15 protein-coding genes and 1 riboswitch are annotated in these 19,897 nt (G+C 40.0%); of the genes, 2 read left to right on the forward strand and 13 right to left on the reverse strand.

What is annotated here, in order from left to right; all coding sequences use genetic code 11:
- Positions 1–12 precede the first annotated feature (12 nt).
- Positions 13–1,158, reverse strand: a complete 1,146-nt coding sequence (locus FLJC2902T_RS00170; RefSeq protein WP_035676502.1) for a pyridoxal phosphate-dependent aminotransferase — start codon at positions 1,156–1,158, stop codon at positions 13–15.
- On the reverse strand, positions 1,155–1,982 hold the full coding sequence (locus FLJC2902T_RS00175) for a prephenate dehydratase (RefSeq protein WP_023577752.1): 828 nt from the start codon (positions 1,980–1,982) through the stop codon (positions 1,155–1,157). Before FLJC2902T_RS00175 ends, FLJC2902T_RS00170 begins: the two co-directional genes overlap by 4 nt.
- A 285-nt stretch (positions 1,983–2,267) precedes the next feature.
- On the opposite strand from FLJC2902T_RS00175, the gene gldA reads away from it, so the two are divergent.
- Positions 2,268–3,167 carry a gliding motility-associated ABC transporter ATP-binding subunit GldA gene (gene gldA, locus FLJC2902T_RS00180; RefSeq protein WP_023577753.1) on the forward strand — a complete coding sequence of 300 codons (900 nt, stop codon included), beginning with the start codon at positions 2,268–2,270 and terminating at the stop codon, positions 3,165–3,167.
- A gap of 226 nt (positions 3,168–3,393) precedes the next feature.
- Here the strand turns inward: gldA and FLJC2902T_RS00185 are convergent, their stop codons facing one another.
- The 11 genes from FLJC2902T_RS00185 to FLJC2902T_RS15645 form a co-directional block, all read right to left on the reverse strand.
- Entirely contained in the window at positions 3,394–4,134 is a 741-nt protein-coding gene (locus FLJC2902T_RS00185) for a head GIN domain-containing protein (RefSeq protein ID WP_051364214.1), read from the reverse strand.
- Positions 4,131–5,222 (reverse strand): acyloxyacyl hydrolase, encoded by a 1,092-nt coding sequence (locus FLJC2902T_RS00190; RefSeq protein WP_023577754.1) that lies wholly within the window; start codon positions 5,220–5,222, stop codon positions 4,131–4,133. Before FLJC2902T_RS00190 ends, FLJC2902T_RS00185 begins: the two co-directional genes overlap by 4 nt.
- A 628-nt stretch (positions 5,223–5,850) precedes the next feature.
- On the reverse strand, positions 5,851–6,807 hold the full coding sequence (gene metF / locus FLJC2902T_RS00200; RefSeq protein WP_023577755.1) for a methylenetetrahydrofolate reductase [NAD(P)H]: 957 nt from the start codon (positions 6,805–6,807) through the stop codon (positions 5,851–5,853).
- A gap of 49 nt (positions 6,808–6,856) precedes the next feature.
- The gene (gene metH / locus FLJC2902T_RS00205; protein WP_035676509.1) at positions 6,857–9,535 is read right to left on the reverse strand and encodes a methionine synthase; all 2,679 of its coding nucleotides are present in this window, start codon (positions 9,533–9,535) and stop codon (positions 6,857–6,859) included.
- Positions 9,535–10,521, reverse strand: coding sequence for a homocysteine S-methyltransferase family protein (locus FLJC2902T_RS00210; RefSeq protein ID WP_023577757.1), 987 nt, complete (start codon positions 10,519–10,521; stop codon positions 9,535–9,537). Before FLJC2902T_RS00210 ends, metH begins: the two co-directional genes overlap by 1 nt.
- 233 nt (positions 10,522–10,754) lie before the next feature.
- A riboswitch (SAM riboswitch) is annotated at positions 10,755–10,857 on the reverse strand.
- A gap of 109 nt (positions 10,858–10,966) precedes the next feature.
- The gene (locus tag FLJC2902T_RS00215; RefSeq protein ID WP_023577759.1) at positions 10,967–12,169 is read right to left on the reverse strand and encodes a trans-sulfuration enzyme family protein; all 1,203 of its coding nucleotides are present in this window, start codon (positions 12,167–12,169) and stop codon (positions 10,967–10,969) included.
- 25 nt (positions 12,170–12,194) lie between these two features.
- The gene (gene thrA / locus FLJC2902T_RS00220) at positions 12,195–14,612 is read right to left on the reverse strand and encodes a bifunctional aspartate kinase/homoserine dehydrogenase I (RefSeq protein WP_035676512.1); all 2,418 of its coding nucleotides are present in this window, start codon (positions 14,610–14,612) and stop codon (positions 12,195–12,197) included.
- Positions 14,609–15,607, reverse strand: a complete 999-nt coding sequence (locus FLJC2902T_RS00225) for an alpha/beta fold hydrolase (protein ID WP_023577761.1) — start codon at positions 15,605–15,607, stop codon at positions 14,609–14,611. The genes thrA and FLJC2902T_RS00225 overlap by 4 nt, the downstream gene beginning before the upstream one ends.
- 407 nt (positions 15,608–16,014) lie before the next feature.
- Positions 16,015–16,455, reverse strand: coding sequence for an OsmC family protein (locus FLJC2902T_RS00230; protein ID WP_023577762.1), 441 nt, complete (start codon positions 16,453–16,455; stop codon positions 16,015–16,017).
- Between the two features lie 42 nt (positions 16,456–16,497).
- Positions 16,498–16,674, reverse strand: a complete 177-nt coding sequence (locus tag FLJC2902T_RS00235) for a hypothetical protein (RefSeq protein ID WP_155958835.1) — start codon at positions 16,672–16,674, stop codon at positions 16,498–16,500.
- Positions 16,675–17,152: 478 nt separating this feature from the next.
- The gene (locus FLJC2902T_RS15645) at positions 17,153–18,091 is read right to left on the reverse strand and encodes a T9SS-dependent choice-of-anchor J family protein (RefSeq protein ID WP_023577764.1); all 939 of its coding nucleotides are present in this window, start codon (positions 18,089–18,091) and stop codon (positions 17,153–17,155) included.
- Between the two features lie 324 nt (positions 18,092–18,415).
- On the opposite strand from FLJC2902T_RS15645, the gene metK reads away from it, so the two are divergent.
- Positions 18,416–19,666 carry a methionine adenosyltransferase gene (gene metK, locus FLJC2902T_RS00245; protein WP_023577765.1) on the forward strand — a complete coding sequence of 417 codons (1,251 nt, stop codon included), beginning with the start codon at positions 18,416–18,418 and terminating at the stop codon, positions 19,664–19,666.
- Positions 19,667–19,897 lie beyond the last annotated feature (231 nt).

A 19,897-nucleotide genomic window follows, 5' to 3' on the forward strand; every position in this document is an offset into this window, starting at 1 on the left:
CGTTATTTTCCATCAGAATCGTTTTAGTGCTTCTTTAATTAATACCTCATCAACACACAATGAAAATCGGATATATCCTTCTCCATTGCTGCCAAAAATAGTCCCCGGTGCAATAAACAGATCTTTTTCATGCAACAACCTGTCCACATATTTTTCAGCCGATGTACTGCCTTCTGGTAATTTCGCCCAAACGAACATGCCCACCGATTTTTCATCATACGTACACCCTAATTTCTTCGCCAATTCAAAAATCAGAAGTCTTCTTCTTTCGTAAATTTCATTCTGACTTTCAAACCATTCCACTCCCAATTTTAAAGCTTCAATCGCGCCTTTCTGGATTCCGTAGAACATGCCGCTGTCCATGTTACTTTTCACTTTCAGCACCGCTTCAATCAGTTTCTGATTTCCCAAAACCATGCCCACACGCCAACCGGAGAGATTAAATGTCTTGCTTAATGAATTGAGCTCTAACGTTACTTCTTTAGCACCTTCCACCTGCAAAATCGATATCGGATTGGCATTCAAAACAAAACTATACGGATTGTCGTTAACCAATACAATCTGGTGTTTCTTGGCAAAAGCAACTAATTTTTCAAACAATTGCAGACTTCCGGAAGCGCCCGTTGGCATATTCGGGTAATTCACCCACATGATTTTTACTTTTGATAAATCCTGTTTTTCCAAAGCTTCAAAATCAGGTTCCCAATTGTTTTCGGCTTTCAGATCGTAAAAAACAGATTCTGCACCCACCAATTCCGTTACCGAAGTATACGTCGGATAACCTGGATTCGGAATCAGAACAGCATCGCCTTCATTTAAAAAAGCCAGTGAAATGTGCATGATTCCTTCTTTAGATCCCATCAGCGGTAAAACTTCCGAAGCAAAATCAACTGTAACATTAAAGTTTTCGGCATAAAAATCGGCCATCGCTTTTCGCAGTTCGGGCAAGCCCTGATAACTCTGATACTGATGCGCTTTGGAATCCGTCATCGAATTCTGAATCGCTTCAATAACTCTCGTTGAAGGTTTCAAATCCGGACTTCCAATCCCCATATTGAGAATCGGTTTTCCTGCCGCAACCAGGTTACCCACTTCGCGCAATTTCTGCGAAAAGTAGTATTCCTGTACCTGGTTCAATCGTTTTGCTGCTACTATCATACTCTTCCGTTTTTATATTCTCCCAAAACTTTAAAATGCTTCGTCATTAATTCCAATATTCTTTTCGCTTCTTCATAGTATTCGTACTTTTCAAAAACCACATCGACGAAAAAAGAATACTGAAAAGGTGTCTCGATAACCGGCATCGACTGGATTTTAGTTAAATTCAGTTTGCAGTTGTTCATTACGTTTAACACGGTTGATAAATTGCCCGGCGTATCTTCCAATTCAAATTTTACCGATGCCTTGTTAATCTGTTCCTTTGAAAATTCAGTATTCTGCGTTTCCACAATCACAAACCGGGTTTTATTGGGTTTTGCCGTATGGATTCCGGAGGCGATGATTTCCAGATCATACAATTTTGCCGCTATCGGACCAGCCACGGCGCCTGTTCCCAATAAGTTCTCTTCTTTAATCCGTCTGGCCGTTTCTGCAGTATCTCCACTTTCAATCAGCCTGATGTGAGGATATTGCTTAAAAAAAACAGCGCACTGCAATAAAGCCATCGGATGCGAATGCACTTCTTTTATATCTTCAATTTTCTGCCCTTTGATTGCCATCAGATTCATGTCAATATCCAGATAATGCTCACCGATGATATGTAAATCGTTATTGTCAATCAGCGCATAATTAGGAATTATCGAACCGGCAATGGAGTTTTCCAAAGCCATAATTCCCTTTTGCGTTTTGTTTTCCTTAAGGCTGGCTACCAGACTTTCAAACGACATGCACTCGTCAAGCAACGTTGTTTCCTGAAAAATTTCTTCAGCTACCTGATGATGAAAAGAGCCTTTGATTCCCTGAATTGCAATTCGTGTTTCCATAGTTTTGAGCAAAAAAAAATCCCGATGAAGCATCGGGATTGTATTGTGATAATTATATTTATTTTTTCAATTAAATAACCATACGACAATCCCTTTCGTCTTTCCAGAAGAAATAAAAAGAATTGTTGCTATAAAATGTGTTATTTGTGTTCATTGCTTTTTTAAGCGATTTTGAATTACAAACTTAGTAAAAATTTGTTTTGAATAGCTCTTTTTTGAAAATTTTAAGTTTTTAGCCCATTTTATACTTGGTTTTCTTCTTATTTTTGCTCCAAATCACGAGTTATGTCTATTGAAGTTCAGAATATTTCCAAAAATTACGGCGAACAAAAAGCGCTGGATAACGTTTCCTTTTCAGTAAAAAAAGGAGAGATCGTTGGTTTTTTAGGTCCGAATGGCGCCGGAAAATCGACTTTAATGAAGATTCTGACTACCTATATCACTTCCGATTCCGGTATTGCTTCCGTAAACGGACATGATGTAACCGCTGCTCCGAAAGACGTACAGAAATCGGTAGGTTATTTGCCGGAACACAATCCGTTATACCTGGATTTGTACGTTCGCGAATACCTTTCTTTTAATGCCGATGTGTATAAGGTAGCCAAATCACGCATTGATGAAGTGATTGTCTTAACGGGTTTAACACCGGAAAGTCATAAAAAAATAGGCGAATTATCAAAAGGATACCGTCAGCGTGTGGGATTGGCAACGGCCTTACTTCACAATCCGGATGTATTGATTTTGGATGAGCCTACAACAGGATTAGATCCAAACCAATTGGTTGAAATCCGAGATCTGATCCGCAACATCGGAAAAGACAAAACCGTTTTCTTATCGACGCACATCATGCAGGAAGTGGAAGCGATTTGCGACCGCGTGATCATTATCAACAATGGGAAAATCGTTACCGATAAAAAACTGGACAATCTGGTTTCGGATGTGAAAGAACAAATAATTGAAGTGGAATTTGATAAAGCAATCTCCGCCGATTTACTGGCCACGATTCCGAATCTGAAATCTTCAAAAAACATTCAGAATACTACTTGGGAATTAACTTTTGAAACCAACGACGACATGCGTCCGACCGTTTTCGATTTCGCGCACAACAACGGGTACCGAACGTTACAGTTGACTTTAAAAAGTAAAAATCTGGAGCAGATATTCCGCGAGAAAACCAAGAAATAGTAGTTTTTCGGGCACAGTCTTGTTTTTTGGAACGCGGATTAAACGGATTTAATATTGAAAATAGTCTGCTAAAATCTGCCCAGTCTGCGTGAAGTTAATTTTTAAAACACTTGTTTTATTAGAACGCGGATAACACAGATGCAGGCAACGCGGATTTTCAGTAATAGATAAAAACTTTGCGAACCTTGCGTAAACCCTTGCGCTCTTTACGGTTAAAACAAAACAGTTACTGATAAACAATCCGCCCCGTATAATGCTGAACAACATTAACCACAGCCGGGCGACTCAATAAGATAATATTCCCGTTACTGTAGATATTCCCTTCAATTTTATTAACGGGCTTCAGAATCATATCATTGGAACTGCGCTGAAAAACATACACCTCCTGAACCACCAGACCAGCGCCTTCAAAACGGGAATCACCGGAATAAAATGCCACATTCAAGGAATTCGTAACACCTTTTATCCTGAAAATCGTTGTGTTGTTATTTTCAACCACCAGATTCTGGCAATTCACGTTCATATCGAAAATATTGGAAGCCGTTTTTCCATACAACCCCTGTTGCAGGTTGAGATTCGGAAAATTCAAAACACCGTCCGACACCACATCGTATTGTGACGACGAGTAAATTTTGGTAATTTCCGGAGCGGTTACGGTAACCCGTGCCGGTATGGTAGTTCCCAAATCACATTCCAGATTGTTTTTTGCATATAAAATACCGTTTACAACTTCGGTGGTAACCTCGCCGATGATATGCTCTCCGGTTTCTATTTTCACCTCAGCCACATCGCCCTGTTTCACTACCAAATTAATTCCCGGCCCGATGTTGATCTCATTAAACGCAGCAACGGCATCAACACGCGCGATGGTAGCCCCCGGTTCTCTAAAACAGCCCGGAATAACTTCGGAACTGCAAGAAACCAACAGAAAAACAACCGCTATAACTGAAACTATTTTTGTTCTCATAATCTAATCCCTAAACCAAATTCAAGCGCTTCCGCACGGGAAACATGCGTTTTCAAACTCACGCCTGCCGACACATTCTTAGTAATATAATATTTCATCCCCAAACGCTGGTACAACGGTCCGAATTTATCCGAAGGGTCGTAGATATAGTAGCCAAACTGAGTATCTATCGCTAATTTATTGATAAATAATTCATGTCCGACAAAAACACCTATTCTTCTGTAATCATCATCACCATCATAATTGTTTTCAAAGTAAGCAATCGACTGGTAACGGATGAACTCTTTCAAATACAACATCCAGAAAAAATCGGTTCCTCCCTGAATGGCGCTTTTATGATTGAGTCGTTTATCAACATACAAGGAAGCCACATAAAAAGGATACTGACCACTGTTTACCACATCGCTTTCATTAACGCCAGTCCTGAAAACGGCGTTATAGCGAATCGGTTCGGTGAATTTTTCTTTAGGATGCACAATGTATTTAAGAGAATCTTTCGTTTCAATATCGTAATTCACCCCCACATTGAAGGCAATCGTATTCGTACTCGTATTAGGCGCCTGCAAATTGGCATTGGAATGATGCACAAAATTAACACCCGTCTGAATCCCGAAACCTTTCCAGATATTGGGTTTGTGATAATTCAGCATAAAATAGGTCGACGGCATGTAACGCGCGCCATACGCCAAATTGCGGTAATTGGTTTCCCGATCATACGGATTGGTATTGTACGTCACCCCTTGTCCCACGCGCAATTGCATTCTTCGGCTTAAAAAGTAAAAATTCAAATGCGCATACAAACCGTATAAATTTCCTAACTCCGGATTTTTGTTGTCCTGATACTGGAATGAAAGTCCGTAATCCGGATAATTGTACCACGCTTCCCATTTTTGTGATCCGAAGGTTTTTCGGTTAAAACCTATAACCGTACCTTCCGGATGCCCTTTTATAAGATGCATGATATTAGTATGATGCGGCAAAATACTTCCGTAAAAGTAATTCGCATCCACCGAGAATTGTTTCATTTCTTTTTCCTGCGCCAAGAGGGTAATCGAAAAAAGAACTAAAATATAGGTTAGTGATCGCATTGTGGGTTTTGAAAATCAGGCAAATATAACAGATTATTTTGTTGGAGCGAATGGTTCGGGCATTTTTGGAAACCCTTTTCCTGCTTTCCGTTGCAATCTGTTCTTGCGAGCTTGCAGGGCAATCTCACAAGAACAGGATTTACACTGCAATCAGGGCTGAAGAGCCAGCCATTTTTGTTTCAGGAATGTAAAAACCCTGGAAAGCTGTACCGCCTTTAATAGAAAGGACATACCACATTATTTACTATAATGGTAGTGGAATTTCACTATGGTACGTATTTGTTTCGCTTTTATGTGAATTTGTTTCTATCTAACACGCGTTTGTTTCTATCTAACGCGTGTTTATTTCTATCTAACGCGTGTTTATTTCTATCTAACGCGTGTTTATTTCTATCTAACGCGTGTTTATTTCTATCTAACGCGTGTTTATTTCTATCTAACACGTGTTTATTTCTATCTAACACGTGTTTATTTCTATCTAACGCGTGTTTACACAATCTAAAGACTACTCCCGGTAATTTCACTCTAACACATAATTTCATTTTATCTATCGATAATTAAATAAAAAACCTGCAAGGTTTTTGAAACCTTGCAGGTTGGGCATTGTTTATATTGGGGAAATATATTTTTAAAAAACCTCAGTGGCAATCTGTCGGATGTTATCCGATTTTCCCATCGAGTAGTAATGCAGTACCGGAATACCGGCTTTTGCCAACTCCTTGCTTTGTGCAATACACCATTCAATTCCAATTTGCGAAACCGCTTCATTATCTTTCGCTTTCACCACTTCCATAATCAAATCATCCGGCAAATCCACTTTAAAGCGATGCGGAATCAGATTCAGTTGTTTCTTGGTAGAAATCGGTTTCAGTCCCGGTATAATCGGAACGGTGATTCCGGCTGCACGGCATTTGTCTACAAATTCAAAAAACTTCTGATTATCAAAAAACATCTGTGTAATGATGTAATCGGCACCATTCTTAATTTTCTGCTTTAAAAAATAAATATCGCTGTCCAAACTTGGAGCCTCCATATGTTTTTCCGGATAACCCGCCACCCCGATGCAGAAACTCGTTTTGTTGGTGTTTTGCAAATCGGCATCCAGATAAACTCCGTTATTCAGGTTGTTGATTTGCGTTACCAGTTCGGAAGCATACGAATGTCCTTCTTTTTCCGGTTTGAAGTAGATTTCGCTTTTCACGGCATCGCCACGTAAAGCAACCACATTATCAATTCCGAGAAAATCCATATCAATCAGGAAGTTTTCGGTATCTTCTTTGGTAAAACCACCACACAAAATATGCGGAATGGCATCCACCTGATACTTATTCTGAATCGCCGAACAGATACCCACCGTTCCCGGACGTTTTTTTACGATTTTCTTTTCCAATAATCCGCTTGGCAATTCCTTGAATTCGTATTCCTCACGGTGATAGGTTACGTCAATAAAAGGTGGTTTGAATTCCATCAAAGGCTCAATGTTATCAAAAATGCACTTGATGTTTTGCCCTTTTAGAGGCGGTAAAATTTCAAAGGAAAATAAGGGTTTCCCGTTGGCGTTTTCTATATGTTGTGTTACTTTCATTCGTAATTATGAATTATAAATTATGAGTTATGCCTTGCCTCAGAAATCGTTAATCAGCAATATTTGGATTCAGCCATTTTTCGGCATGTTCGTACGTACAATTTCTTCGTTTGGCATAATCTCGCACTTGGTCTTCTTTTATCTTTCCGAGTCCGAAATACTTACTTTCCGGATGGCCAAAATAATAACCGGAAACCGAGGAAGCCGGCCACATTGCCATGCTTTCCGTTAATGTCACGCCGATGTTTTCTTCCACATTTAAAAGTTTCCAAATGGTTGGTTTCTCCAAATGGTCTGGGCAGGCAGGATAGCCCGGAGCTGGACGGATTCCTTTGTATTTTTCGGAAATAAGGTCGTCGTTACTCAACACCTCATCAGTGGCGTAGCCCCAAATTTCCTTACGAATCTTCTCGTGCAAATATTCGGCGAACGCTTCTGCAAAACGATCCCCCAATGCCTTCACCATAATAGAACTGTAATCGTCGTTGTTTTCTTCAAAGGCTTTCGCTTTTTCATCCACACCGAAACCGGTTGTAACACAAAAGGCGCCCATGTAATCTTCTTTTCTAAGTTCTTTTGGGGAAATGAAATCAGACAGTGCTATATTAGGCGCCCCTATGGTTTTTTGCGATTGCTGACGAAGCGTTAGGAATGTCTCCAACACGTTTCCGTTTTCGTCATACAATTCGATATCGTCATCATTCACCTGATTCGCAGGGAAAATGCCGTAAATTCCTTTTGCCGTTAACCAGTTTTCTTCCAACAGCTGTTGCAACATTCTTTGTGCATCGTCGAACAAAATCGTCGCTTGTTCGCCAACTACCTTATCGGTTAAGATGGCCGGATATTTTCCGAACAATTGCCAAGATTGAAAAAACGGCGTCCAATCGATGTACGGAACCAATTCACCCAGTTTCACTTCAATGGTTTTTACGCCAATGAAATTTGGTTTTTTGGGTTGGAATTCTTCCCAGTTCAACTGTAATTTATTCGCTCTTGCCTGTTCGATTTTCAGATAACTTTTATCGCGTTGGCGGTTTAAAAATGTTTCGCGGAACGTTTCGTATTCCGATCTGATGGTACTTGCGTATATTTTTTTATCCTTGTTTAATAAATTTCCGGCCACGGTTACCGCTCGTGAAGCATCGTTTACATGCACCACGGTTTCACGGTACTCCGGAGCAATTTTTACTGCCGTATGCGCTCTGGATGTGGTAGCACCTCCAATCATGATTGGAATTTTGATGTTACGCTTGTCCATTTCTTTGGCCAGATACACCATTTCATCTAATGATGGCGTGATCAATCCGCTCAACCCGATGATATCCACATTTTCTTTAATCGCTGTTTCGATGATTTTTTCCGGTGGCACCATCACCCCCAAATCGATGATTTCGAAATTATTACAGGCCAAAACCACCGATACGATATTTTTACCAATATCGTGCACATCGCCTTTTACGGTAGCCATCAGTACTTTTCCGGCACTTGATGATTTTCCGTCTTTTTCCGCTTCTATATAAGGCAACAAATACGCAACAGCTTTTTTCATCACACGGGCGGATTTCACTACTTGTGGCAAAAACATTTTTCCGCTACCGAACAAATCCCCCACCACATTCATCCCCGTCATCAGGTTGATTTCAATCACTTCGATAGGTCTTGCAACCGTTTGTCTGGCTTCTTCCACATCCACTTCGATAAACTCATCGATTCCTTTTACCAAAGCATGTGTGATTCGGTCTTGTAAGGAACCGCTTCTCCATTCCTGAATCTGCTTTTCATTGACTTTTACATCACCTTTGAAACTTTCGGCCAATTCCAGAAGTCTTTCTGTAGCATCATCGCGTCTGTCGAGCAATACATCTTCTACGTGTTCCAATAAATTTTTATCGATTTCATCGTACACTTCCAACATTTCCGGATTTACGATTCCCATCGTCATTCCGTGCTGAATCGCGTGGTACAAAAACGCCGAATGCATTGCTTCACGTACTTTATCATTTCCTCTGAACGAGAACGAAACATTACTCACGCCTCCGCTCACGTTGGCATAAGGAAGATTTTCGCGAATCCATTTGGTTCCTAAAAAGAAATCCAAGGCATTGCGACGGTGTTCTTCCATACCGGTTGCAACTGGAAAAATGTTGGGATCGAAAATAATGTCTTCGGCAGGAAAGCCAACTTTATCTACTAAAATATCATAGGAACGCTTACAGATTTCAATGCGGCGTTCGTAGTTATCGGCCTGACCGACTTCGTCAAAAGCCATCACAATTACTGCCGCGCCATAGCGTTTCACCAATTTGGCATGATGGATAAACGTTTCCTCACCTTCTTTCAAACTGATGGAATTCACCACACATTTTCCTTGTGCAACTTTCAGTCCGGCTTCAATGATTTCCCATTTCGAACTGTCAATCATTACCGGAACCCTTGAAATATCTGGTTCGGAAGCAATCAGGTTTAGGAATTTGGTCATCGCATACACGCCGTCCAACATTCCTTCATCCATATTGATGTCGATGATCTGCGCGCCGCCTTCCACTTGGGCACGGGCGATATCAAGTGCTTCTTCGTAGTTTTCTTCTTTGATTAAACGCAAAAACTTTCGCGAACCGGTTACGTTTGTACGTTCCCCTACGTTCACGAAATTCGTTTCGGGAGTAACGATTAAAGGTTCCAGTCCCGATAGTTTTAAATATTTATTGCTTGCTCCTTCGCTCATTATGCTTCCTCCAGTATTCTTGGTTTGTAATTGGCGGCTACTTCAGCAATTAGCTTGATATGTTCCGGTGTGGTACCGCAACAACCACCGATGATATTGATTAAATTATCGTCTAAATATTCCTTGATTAATGCCTGCATTTCTTCCGCAGTTTGGTCGTACTGACCGAAAGCGTTAGGCAATCCTGCATTGGGATGCGCTGAAATATTAAACGAAGTATTGTGTGCCAGTCGTTTTAAATACGGTTTCAACTGATCGGCTCCTAAAGCGCAATTGAATCCGACACTCAACAACGGAATGTGTGAAATCGAAATTAAGAAGGCTTCCACGGTTTGCCCGGACAAGGTTCTGCCTGAAGCATCCGTAATCGTTCCGGACACCATGATGGGAATATCTATATTTCGTTCTTCCTTTACTTCTTCGATGGCGAATAAGGCCGCTTTTGCATTTAACGTATCGAAGATGGTTTCCACCAATAAAATATCACTTCCTCCGTCAATCAGCGCTTCTACCTGTTCTTTGTAGGCAATTCGCAGTTCGTCAAACGTTACGGCACGGAATCCCGGATCGTTCACATCGGGTGACATGGACGCCGTTCGGTTGGTTGGTCCGATGGAACCGGCTACAAATCGTGGTCTGTCGGTGAATTCGTCCGCTACTTCTCTGGCTATTTTTGCCGATTGATAGTTTAACTCATACACCAGATCTTCCAGATGATAATCAGCCATTCCGATAGTGGTTCCCGAAAACGTGTTGGTTTCGACAATATCGGCTCCGGCAGCAAAATAGGCGCGGTGCACTTCTTTTACGGCTTCGGGCTGGGTTAACGACAACAAATCGTTGTTCCCTTTTAACGGATGCGGAAAATCTTTGAAACGCTCTCCCCGAAAATCTTCTTCTTCGAATTTGTAGCGTTGCAGCATCGTCCCCATTGCTCCGTCGAGGATTAGGATTCGGTTTTTTATGGCTTCGTGTATTTTTGACATATCTTTATTATTTCACGGAGTTTCACAAAGAAACCCAGAGATTCACAAAATTCATTAACTAGCCCCGATAGTAGCGGTATCTTTTATACCTGACAGGTTTTCGAAACCTGTCAGGTATAAAAATATAGCGGATAGCGGGAACATGGACTGCAAAAAAGCGCAAGCCATTCGCTCCAAAAATCACATAAAAAAGTTATCAGGAAATACAGGGAGAATATTTAAGAAAATACTCTTTGTTATCTATACCGCCGAGGCGAGTTAGAATGTAGCACCTTTCCTTGTTGGAGGTTGCTAAGCTTTCATTGGGTCTATTCCCTCCAGCTTTCGTGATAACGGTTCAGTGTGTATAAGAACGGTGCAAATGTAATAATAAAATTCATATTTAGAAATATTTTCCATATTACATCTTATTTTTACATAAAATCAGATTTATACTCTACAACTACTATTTTTTATAGTTTTTTATTCTTAAAAACCAACCCAAAGCCTGTTGCAAATCATTGATAACATCCTGAACGGTTTCCAATCCTACAGAAACACGCACCAATCCATCCGTAATACTTACCGCCAGACGTTCTTCTTCCGATAATTTACTGTGCGTCGTGGATGCCGGATGCGTAACAATAGTTCGCGTATCGCCTAAATTTGCCGAAAGCGAGCACAACTGGATTTTGTCCAAAAACTTTCTACCAGCCTCGATGCCGCCTTTGATTTCAAACGCTACAATATTTCCACCCAAACGCATTTGTTTTTTGGCGATTTCATACTGCGGATGCGATTTCAAAAATGGATATTTCACCTTATTCACATTCGGATGGTTTTCCAAGAACTCGGCTACTTTTAAGGCGTTTTCGCAGTGTTTTTCCACGCGAACCGGAAGGGTTTCCAGACTTTTTGACAATACCCACGCATTAAATGGCGACAGGGCCGGACCGGTATTTCTTGAAAACAAATAAATTTCACGAATCAAATCTTCGCGACCTACCGTGATTCCACCTAAAACTCTTCCTTGACCGTCGATTAATTTCGTAGCGGAATGCACTACCAAATCGGCTCCGAATTGAATCGGATTCTGAAGGTACGGCGTGGCGAAACAGTTGTCGATGATTAAAATCAGGTTGTGTTTTTTGGCAATTTGCCCTAATAATTCCAAATCGATGATATCCACAGCCGGATTGGTTGGTGATTCTGCAAAAAGGATTTTAGTATTGGGTTGTATAAAATCCTCAATCGTTTCCGGCTTGTTGATATCGAAATAACTTGTGGTGATGTTCCACTTCGGAAAGTATTTAGTGAATAAGGTGTGTGTCGAACCAAAAACACTTCCCACCGAAACGATATGATCGCCAGATTCTAGCAGCGCCGCAAAAGTGGAATAGATTGCCGCCATTCCCGTCGCAAAAGCATAACCCGCTTCGGCGCCTTCCATTTTGCAGATTTTTTCCACGAATTCCGAGGTGTTTGGATTACTGAAGCGGCTGTAAATATTACGTTCCTTCTCCTCAGTAAAGGACGCTCTCATATCCTCCGCATCTTCAAAAACGAAACTGGAGGTCAAATATAACGGAACGGAATGCTCCAGATATTGGGAACGTTCGGTTTGGGTGCGGATGGCTTGGGTTTCGAAGCCGAATTCTGAATTGCTCATTGTATATTGTTGTTGTGTATTATAATTATTTACTTTTTTCTGCCAATCGTAAAATGTCGCCAAAAACTCCTCTCGCAGTTACGGCCGCTCCCGCTCCGGCGCCCTGAATTACGATAGGATGCTCTCCGTAAGATTCGGTATAGATTTCAAAAATGGAATCGGATCCTTTTAATTGTCCCAGCGAACTTTCCTTCGGTACGGAAACCAGACTCACTTCTAGACTCGCACCGTTTTCTACCGATAAATCGCCGGACAGATCTCCCACATAACGCAACACATGATTTTCAGCCTGATTGTTTTTGGTGTTCAGATAAATCGGGTTCAGTTCTTCCAATCGGGCAAGGAATTCGGAAACACTGCCTTCTCTCAGGTTTTCGGGAATCAGGTTTTGGATTTTCACTTCGGAGAATTCGTTGCTTAAATCCAATTCTCGGGCTAGGATCAATAATTTTCGCCCTACGTCGTTTCCGTTTAAATCTTCTCGTGGATCGGGTTCAGTGAAACCTTTTTCAATCGCTTCGTTTAACACGTCGCTAAAGTTTTTATCGGAAGTTGAAAACGTATTGAACAAATAACTCAGCGTTCCCGAAAAAACACCACGGATTCTTGTAATGTTCTCACCGGAATGGTGCAACAGACGAATCGTATCAATTAACGGTAATCCAGCACCTACATTAGTTTCGTATAAATAATTCTTTTGGTAAAAATGAAGGTTTTCGCGCAGGTTTTTATAGAAACTATATTCTTTGGTATTCGCAATTTTATTGGCTGAAACCAGATCGAATCCGTTTTTAATCAACTCTACATAATTGGTTACGAAATCTTTGCTTGCTGTGGTATCGACAGCAATTAGATTTCCTAAATGATGTTCTTTTACCGCTTTTAGAATTCCTTCGATGGATGATTTTTGAGTGGAACTTTCCAATTCCGATTGCCATTTTTTGGAAACCCCTTTGGCATCAAAAATAAACTGACGGGAATTTGCAATCGCCACGATATTCAATTCGATTCCTTTACGCTGAATAATGTTTTCGCGGGTTTCCAACAATTGGTTGATTAAGGTTTTCCCAACGGTTCCGTGTCCGAACACCACCAGGTTTACTTTTTTGGTGATGCCGAAAATTTCACTGTGAATGACATTCAGCGCTTTTTTAAGCTGAACTCTTTCCACCACCAAACTCACGTTTTTTCCAGTTACGGTATTATTAAACAGAATCGGAACAATCTGATTGCGGATTAAGGCGTCGTATGGTTTATTGAAGGTCGCCAATTCCTGTCCGATAATCGAAATCACCGACACATTTTCGGTCAGATACACACTGCTTACATCGTGGGTATAGAAATCCAATTCGAATTCAGCTTCAATCGCATCTTTTGCTTTTTGGGCGTCTTTGGATTCCACTACCAAACCGATACCACGCTCCGAAGACCCTTGCGAAATGATACTCACACTGATGTTATTTTGGGCCAAAGCCCTGAAAATACGGGCATCAATTCCGGGTTTCCCTAACAAACCGCGGCCTTCTAAATTTACCAGCGTCACATTTTCCAAAACAGAAAGCGATTTGATACCTTTTCTTGAATTTTCGGAATTGATTAATGTTCCGTTGTGCGTATGGTTGAAGGTATTTAAAATTCGGAGTGGAATTTTCTTTTCGATAAGCGGAATGATGGTTTTCGCGTGAAGAATCGTCGCACCAAAAGTGGCAATCTCGTTCGCTTCTTCAAAAGAAAGCTGATCGATTTTCTGGGCGTCCGGCACTAAATCGGGATTCGCGGTGAAGATGCCGTCTACATGTGTGAAGCTCTGCAGTTCTTCGGCTTCAAGATAATTAGCTAACAATGAAGCGGTAAAATTACTTCCGTTTCTGCCCAAAGTGGTGGTTTCGTTATCGGTGCTCGAAGCGATAAAACCCGTTACGATATTTACAGTGGTTCCGTTGTTGCTTTTGAAATGCGACTGTACGTTTTTACGTGAAATCGCGTCGACCGGTTGGGCGTTGCCGAATTTCGCATCGGTTTTAATCAGTTGGCGCGTATCGGAGAAATTGGCATTGATTCCTTTTTCTTTCAGTGCTTGGGTTACCACTTTTCCTGAAATCACTTCGCCTTGTGCCAACACATTGTCTTTGATTTTTTTACTGTAATCGCCTAAAAGCGCTACGCCTTCGTATAATTTTTCCAAAAGGGTAAATTCTGAAGTCAGATCGGCAGATGAATTTCCTTTCTGGTAGTTTTTGAAGTTTTCCAATTGTTCGCGGTAGACTTCATTTTTTTTGGCTTTTTCCAGAATTTCCTCCAGTTCGTCCGTTGCATTTCCGATCGCCGAAACGACTACTGCGATTTTCTCCTGTTTCTTGACTTTGTCTAAAATAATGCTGATGGCTTTATCAAAACCTTCGCCATAGGCTAACGATTTTCCGCCGAATTTTAAAATTTTCATGCTAGTATAGTTTTTAGTTTAGTAGTTGCAAATATGTTTTTAAGAATACCGCTTAATTGTTCGAACTCGATTAAAAAAGCGTCGTGTCCGTGAATGGATTGGATTTCATTATAAGAAACCTGATTTGTTACTTTTTTCAAAATCTCAAATGTTTCCCGATTTTCGTCGGCGGTGAAAAAATAATCGGAATTCACGGCTATCAGATGAATCTGGGTGGTGGTTTCTTCGGCAAAAGCCAACAACTGTTCGCTATCCATATTTTCTCCAATGGTTTTCAAGAGGTGATTCATCAGTTTGTAAGCGGCTAATTCAAAACGGCTCTCCAGTTTTTTCCCGTGGTGCAGCAACCAACTTTCTATCTGAAACAAATCCTGATTGTCGTTTTTGGTTCGGTTGAATTTTGCCTTTAACGATTCCGGCGTTCGGTACAGCAACATGGCGTGCATTCGGGCATCATGAATGGGATTGCTGGAATTATTCAGAATCTGATCCTGCACCAGAACATTCGCAATCAGCCAATCCGAAGCTTTCCAATCAGAAGCAATCGGAATTAAATGCTGAATATTATTCGGTTGTAAAAAAGCCATTTCCCAGGCAATACCTCCTCCTAAGCTTCCGCCAATTACCGCAAAGAGTCGATAAATTCCCAATGAATTCAGTCCTTTCCAGAAAAGTTTGGCTATATATTCTGCAGTAAAATCTTTGTAATTCGGAATCAGATCTTCAGAATTGCCATCAAAACCATTGCCGGGAATATTGAAGGCGATTACCGTATACAGTTCAGTATCGATGATTTTATTTTCGCCGATCAATGCATTCCACCAACCTTTTTCTCCGGTTACCTGAGAATTTCCGGTTAAAGCATGATTCACCAAAACCACCGGAGCCGTTCCGATTGGCTGACCAAAAACCTGATAATACAAAGGCAACCAGCTTTTATTCACCCCGTTTTGCAAGGTGAAGTCAAAAATATCTGTTTTTTTTAATGCGCTCATATTTACTTTTCTTTAAAAAACAACCTGCTTTCACAGCATACTAAATTAAATCTCTACTTTTTTCCATAAAAAAACCTCTGCAAAGCAGAGGTTTTAGCTGTAAATTCATTTGATAGAATTAAGCAAAAAACGCCCTCTGCGGAAGTTCTTTCCACATCATACACATGATCATTTGCTCAACTCTTCTCATTTCTATTTTTTTATGGTGCTGCAAATTTAGATATTTTTTCTAAATAAAAAAATAAAACGGTTTTTTTTTCCGAATTTATTCAGTTTTAAATTTATTTTCAGTTGTTTTTTCAGTTACCACTTTGACAACCCTCTCGTTTGTTTCTTCTTCAAAATAAAACCGCCTCCGTCAAAATTTCATCGGGAGGCAGTTTAAAAACAAACAAAACAATTATTAACTAAGCAGCATCGTGCTGATTGTATTCTTTTACTAAAGTCAGTATCACTGGCGTCGAATTAATAAGATTGTCGCGTAGCGGACATCTTCCTTTTACGGTATCTATCCATTCTTTCAACAATACGAGCGGCGCATCTGAAATCGGTTTTACTACCACATCAATTTTTCTGAAACCGGCCCTGGAACGCGTCTGTATCCCGTTTATTTTTTTGGTCTCCAATTCTCCGATAATTTCCACTTCCAACGATTGCAATTCGATACCCAATTCTTTCGCGACAATTAAACCGACCGCATTAATACTGCCGGCAAAACCTGCGAGTAAATAATCTGTTGGACTTGGCCCTTCTCCGGATTCCCTTGCAACCGAATTACTGATGGTTACATTGAAGTCGTTGGTTTTTACCAAAAACTGATTGTCGAGCCCCGAAACTCCTTTTATCACCACTATGCTATTACTTATACCTTCTGGTTTTTCGTTTTGGAATTAGATAAACAGGAATTCGTTTTCCTCAGCATTGATCTGTAAGATCAGTAATTCTGAATCGGCGACTGCGTCCTCATTCACTGTTAAGAACTGTGTTTCCAACAAACTGCTCTGTGCGTTTTCTATGGATGAAACTATCGATTGTATTCTTTTTATTTTGTTTTTTAAAGCTGTCATGATATAAATTTTTATTTGATTGAAATTGATTTTAAAATAAAAAAGTCCTTTCGGATTCGTTACCAAAAGGACTTTTACAGTTTGAACTATAACTTGAGATTAACTCATCCGATGTCGGTAACAATAATGGTGCATGTGGTACATATAATTGCACTTCATACGTTTAATAAACTTATTATTGGTTGTTATTGTTTTCATTTTTAATTTTTTTCAGTTTACTTTTTTTCAGAATATACTCAAAAAAAAAGCCCCTGCGGTTTGCAGAGGCTTTAACTGTATATTTTGATTTTGACTTTCAATTTAAACAATAGCGCACTCTGCGGATGATTTCCACTTACAAGTATACATATTTCGTTTAATTGAGTTCATTTTTTCTCTTATTTGATGCTGCAAAATTGAGAACTAATTTTTACATGACCAAACAAAAAAGTAAATTTTAACATTTTTAATTGCGAATGGATATTCAAAAGCGATCCATTTAATTTTTAACAAACTTAGTAGTCGCTTTACCTTCACTCGATGTAATATCAACAAAATACACCCCTGAATTCAATTCGGATACATTTACTTGAGCTTCAGAAACCCCATTCAACACATTGGTCTTTACAATACGCCCGTTCAGATCTAAAATCTGGATTGCTTCGATTTGAGCACTGTTTTTGGTCGAAAAATTCAACACACTCGAAGCAGGGTTTGGAAAAATCGAAAAGTTTTCAGCAAAAAAATCGTTTGTACCCATTGTTCTGTTTACAGAGAAAGAATCAATTCCTATGATATCGGAATTAGCACCGGAAGGCCCTCCATTCGTCACAAAATATCTGAATGCAAATTTCACGTTGGTTGCCGTAGGCACACCTGTTACCGTATAGGAATATTGCGTCCATACTTTTGGATAAACGAATCCTGCCGCCAAAGTTGGGTTAATTGTTAACGCCAAAGTGGTAAAACTTCCCAGATCAGCCGAACCTCCCGAAGGCACCACAGTAGAAGCCGCGGTACTCATCCTTAACTCCAATCGATCCGGATAGTCAGTCGTTCCATCAGTCCCTTTTCTTGACCAAAAAGTAATGACGTCTCCATTCATAACATTGATATTCGGTGTAATTAACCAGTTACTAATTGTTCCCGCACCGGTTGTACTTGTGTAATTCACCAACGCAAAAGAGTTATTACCCCCTGCTTGACCTACAGGAATAGTAGTTGTATTTCCACTCCCAAATATGGGACCTGTAAGTGGCAATGTAAAAGCCGCATTTTGCCAGGTTCCAGCCCCTACCGGTGAACTTTGATTTGTAGATTGCCAACCTGCCGCAATCATACTGGCTGTAGTACCATCAAATCCAAAATTGAACAAATTTTGCCCATTAACCAAAACAGAAGCAAATCCAAAACCTAATAAAAGTAATTTTTTTCTCATACCGATGTTTTTTTTAAAAGATTAGAAGTTCCTAATGTACGATTTTTTATACTAATAACAAGTAGCACAGATTCTTTTTAGATTTAAAAACCTTATCCTGTATTTTACTTTTCAAACAAAATCAACTAAAAAAGCAAAATTTAATTTGAAATCTAAAATCGTTTCATACATTTGCAAACGAAAACAAGAGGAAAAATTTGAACTGATTGCAACCTCTGACACCGGAATTACTTCGGTATCAAAAAAATGCTAAAGCAGTAACTACTACTCCTTAGGCAAATCCTGCAATTATTTTTCCTCGCTTAAATTTAAAACAATTTAATTATGGCTTATTTATTTACGTCAGAATCAGTGAGTGAAGGACATCCTGACAAAGTTGCGGATCAAATTTCAGACGCATTAATTGATAACTTTTTGGCATTCGACCCTGAGTCTAAAGTAGCTTGTGAAACGTTAGTTACAACAGGTCAGGTAATTTTAGCCGGTGAGGTAAAATCAAACACTTACTTAGATGTACAAACTATCGCAAGAGATGTAATCAAGAAAATTGGTTATACAAAAAGCGAATACATGTTCGAAGCAAACTCTTGTGGTGTTTTATCTGCCATTCATGAGCAATCTGCCGATATTAACCAAGGAGTTGACAGAGCAAGCAAAGAAGAACAAGGTGCGGGTGACCAGGGAATGATGTTTGGCTATGCCACCAATGAAACAGCGGAATTCATGCCTTTAGCATTGAAATTATCGCATCAGTTATTACAGGAGTTGGCTGACCTAAGAAGAGAAAACAATGAAATCAGTTACTTACGTCCGGATGCTAAATCTCAGGTTACTTTAGAGTATTCTGACGATAACAAACCGGTTCGTATTGACGCCATTGTAGTTTCCACGCAACATGATGATTTTGCCGATGAACCGACAATGTTAGCAAAAATCAAAAAGGATATCATTGAAATTTTGATTCCCAGAGTAATTGCTAAAAATCCACAGTACGCTCATTTATTCAATGACGCTATCAAATACCACATCAACCCAACAGGTAAATTCGTAATTGGAGGTCCTCACGGCGATACCGGTTTAACAGGCAGAAAAATTATCGTGGATACTTATGGCGGAAAAGGCGCTCACGGTGGTGGTGCTTTCTCCGGAAAAGATCCTTCTAAAGTTGACCGTTCTGCAGCTTATGCTACGCGCCACATCGCTAAAAACTTAGTGGCTGCAGGAGTGGCTGAAGAAATTTTAGTACAGGTTTCTTATGCGATTGGTGTGGCTGAGCCAACATCCATCAATGTAAACACTTACGGAACTGCAAAGGTTAACTTAACTGACGGAGAAATCAGCAAAGTGGTGGAAAGTATTTTTGACATGCGTCCTTACTTTATTGAGCAACGTTTGAAATTAAGAAATCCTATTTACAGTGAAACGGCTGCTTACGGACACATGGGAAGAACTCCGGAAACCGTCACCAAAACTTTTACTGCTCCAGGGGGCTTAAGCAAAACCGTTACCGTTGAGTTATTTACGTGGGAGAAATTAGATTTCACAGACAAAGTAAAAACAGCTTTCGGATTGTAATTCAACCTAAAGTTCAAGCATAAAAAAAACCATCCGTTCGGCGGATGGTTTTTTTGTTTTATTCAATATCATAAATATAAAAAAGAATAAAAATCACTATTGTCAGTACCAAAAAAATTATTGAAGGCAGATTCTTCTTAACATCAAATAGCTTGTTCTTTATCTCGAAATTCAGTCGGTACAAAAAAGCGAGCGAGGACATCATAGCCAGTCCAACAGTAATGTAAACAC

The sequence above is a fragment of the Flavobacterium limnosediminis JC2902 genome (assembly GCF_000498535.1).
GTDB lineage: Bacteria > Bacteroidota > Bacteroidia > Flavobacteriales > Flavobacteriaceae > Flavobacterium > Flavobacterium limnosediminis.

Coding starts and splice junctions, on each gene's coding strand:
- FLJC2902T_RS00215 (WP_023577759.1), bottom strand. CDS start 12,169: ATGAGCAATTCAGAATTCGGCTTCGAAACCCAAGCCATCCGCACCCAA.
- FLJC2902T_RS00175 (WP_023577752.1), bottom strand. CDS start 1,982: ATGGAAACACGAATTGCAATTCAGGGAATCAAAGGCTCTTTTCATCAT.
- metF (WP_023577755.1), bottom strand. CDS start 6,807: ATGAAAGTAACACAACATATAGAAAACGCCAACGGGAAACCCTTATTT.
- FLJC2902T_RS00185 (WP_051364214.1), bottom strand. CDS start 4,134: ATGAGAACAAAAATAGTTTCAGTTATAGCGGTTGTTTTTCTGTTGGTT.
- metH (WP_035676509.1), bottom strand. CDS start 9,535: ATGAGCGAAGGAGCAAGCAATAAATATTTAAAACTATCGGGACTGGAA.
- thrA (WP_035676512.1), bottom strand. CDS start 14,612: ATGAAAATTTTAAAATTCGGCGGAAAATCGTTAGCCTATGGCGAAGGT.
- FLJC2902T_RS00225 (WP_023577761.1), bottom strand. CDS start 15,607: ATGAGCGCATTAAAAAAAACAGATATTTTTGACTTCACCTTGCAAAAC.
- FLJC2902T_RS00190 (WP_023577754.1), bottom strand. CDS start 5,222: ATGCGATCACTAACCTATATTTTAGTTCTTTTTTCGATTACCCTCTTG.
- FLJC2902T_RS00170 (WP_035676502.1), bottom strand. CDS start 1,158: ATGATAGTAGCAGCAAAACGATTGAACCAGGTACAGGAATACTACTTT.
- gldA (WP_023577753.1), top strand. CDS start 2,268: ATGTCTATTGAAGTTCAGAATATTTCCAAAAATTACGGCGAACAAAAA.
- metK (WP_023577765.1), top strand. CDS start 18,416: ATGGCTTATTTATTTACGTCAGAATCAGTGAGTGAAGGACATCCTGAC.
- FLJC2902T_RS00235 (WP_155958835.1), bottom strand. CDS start 16,674: ATGACAGCTTTAAAAAACAAAATAAAAAGAATACAATCGATAGTTTCA.
- FLJC2902T_RS00210 (WP_023577757.1), bottom strand. CDS start 10,521: ATGTCAAAAATACACGAAGCCATAAAAAACCGAATCCTAATCCTCGAC.
- FLJC2902T_RS15645 (WP_023577764.1), bottom strand. CDS start 18,091: ATGAGAAAAAAATTACTTTTATTAGGTTTTGGATTTGCTTCTGTTTTG.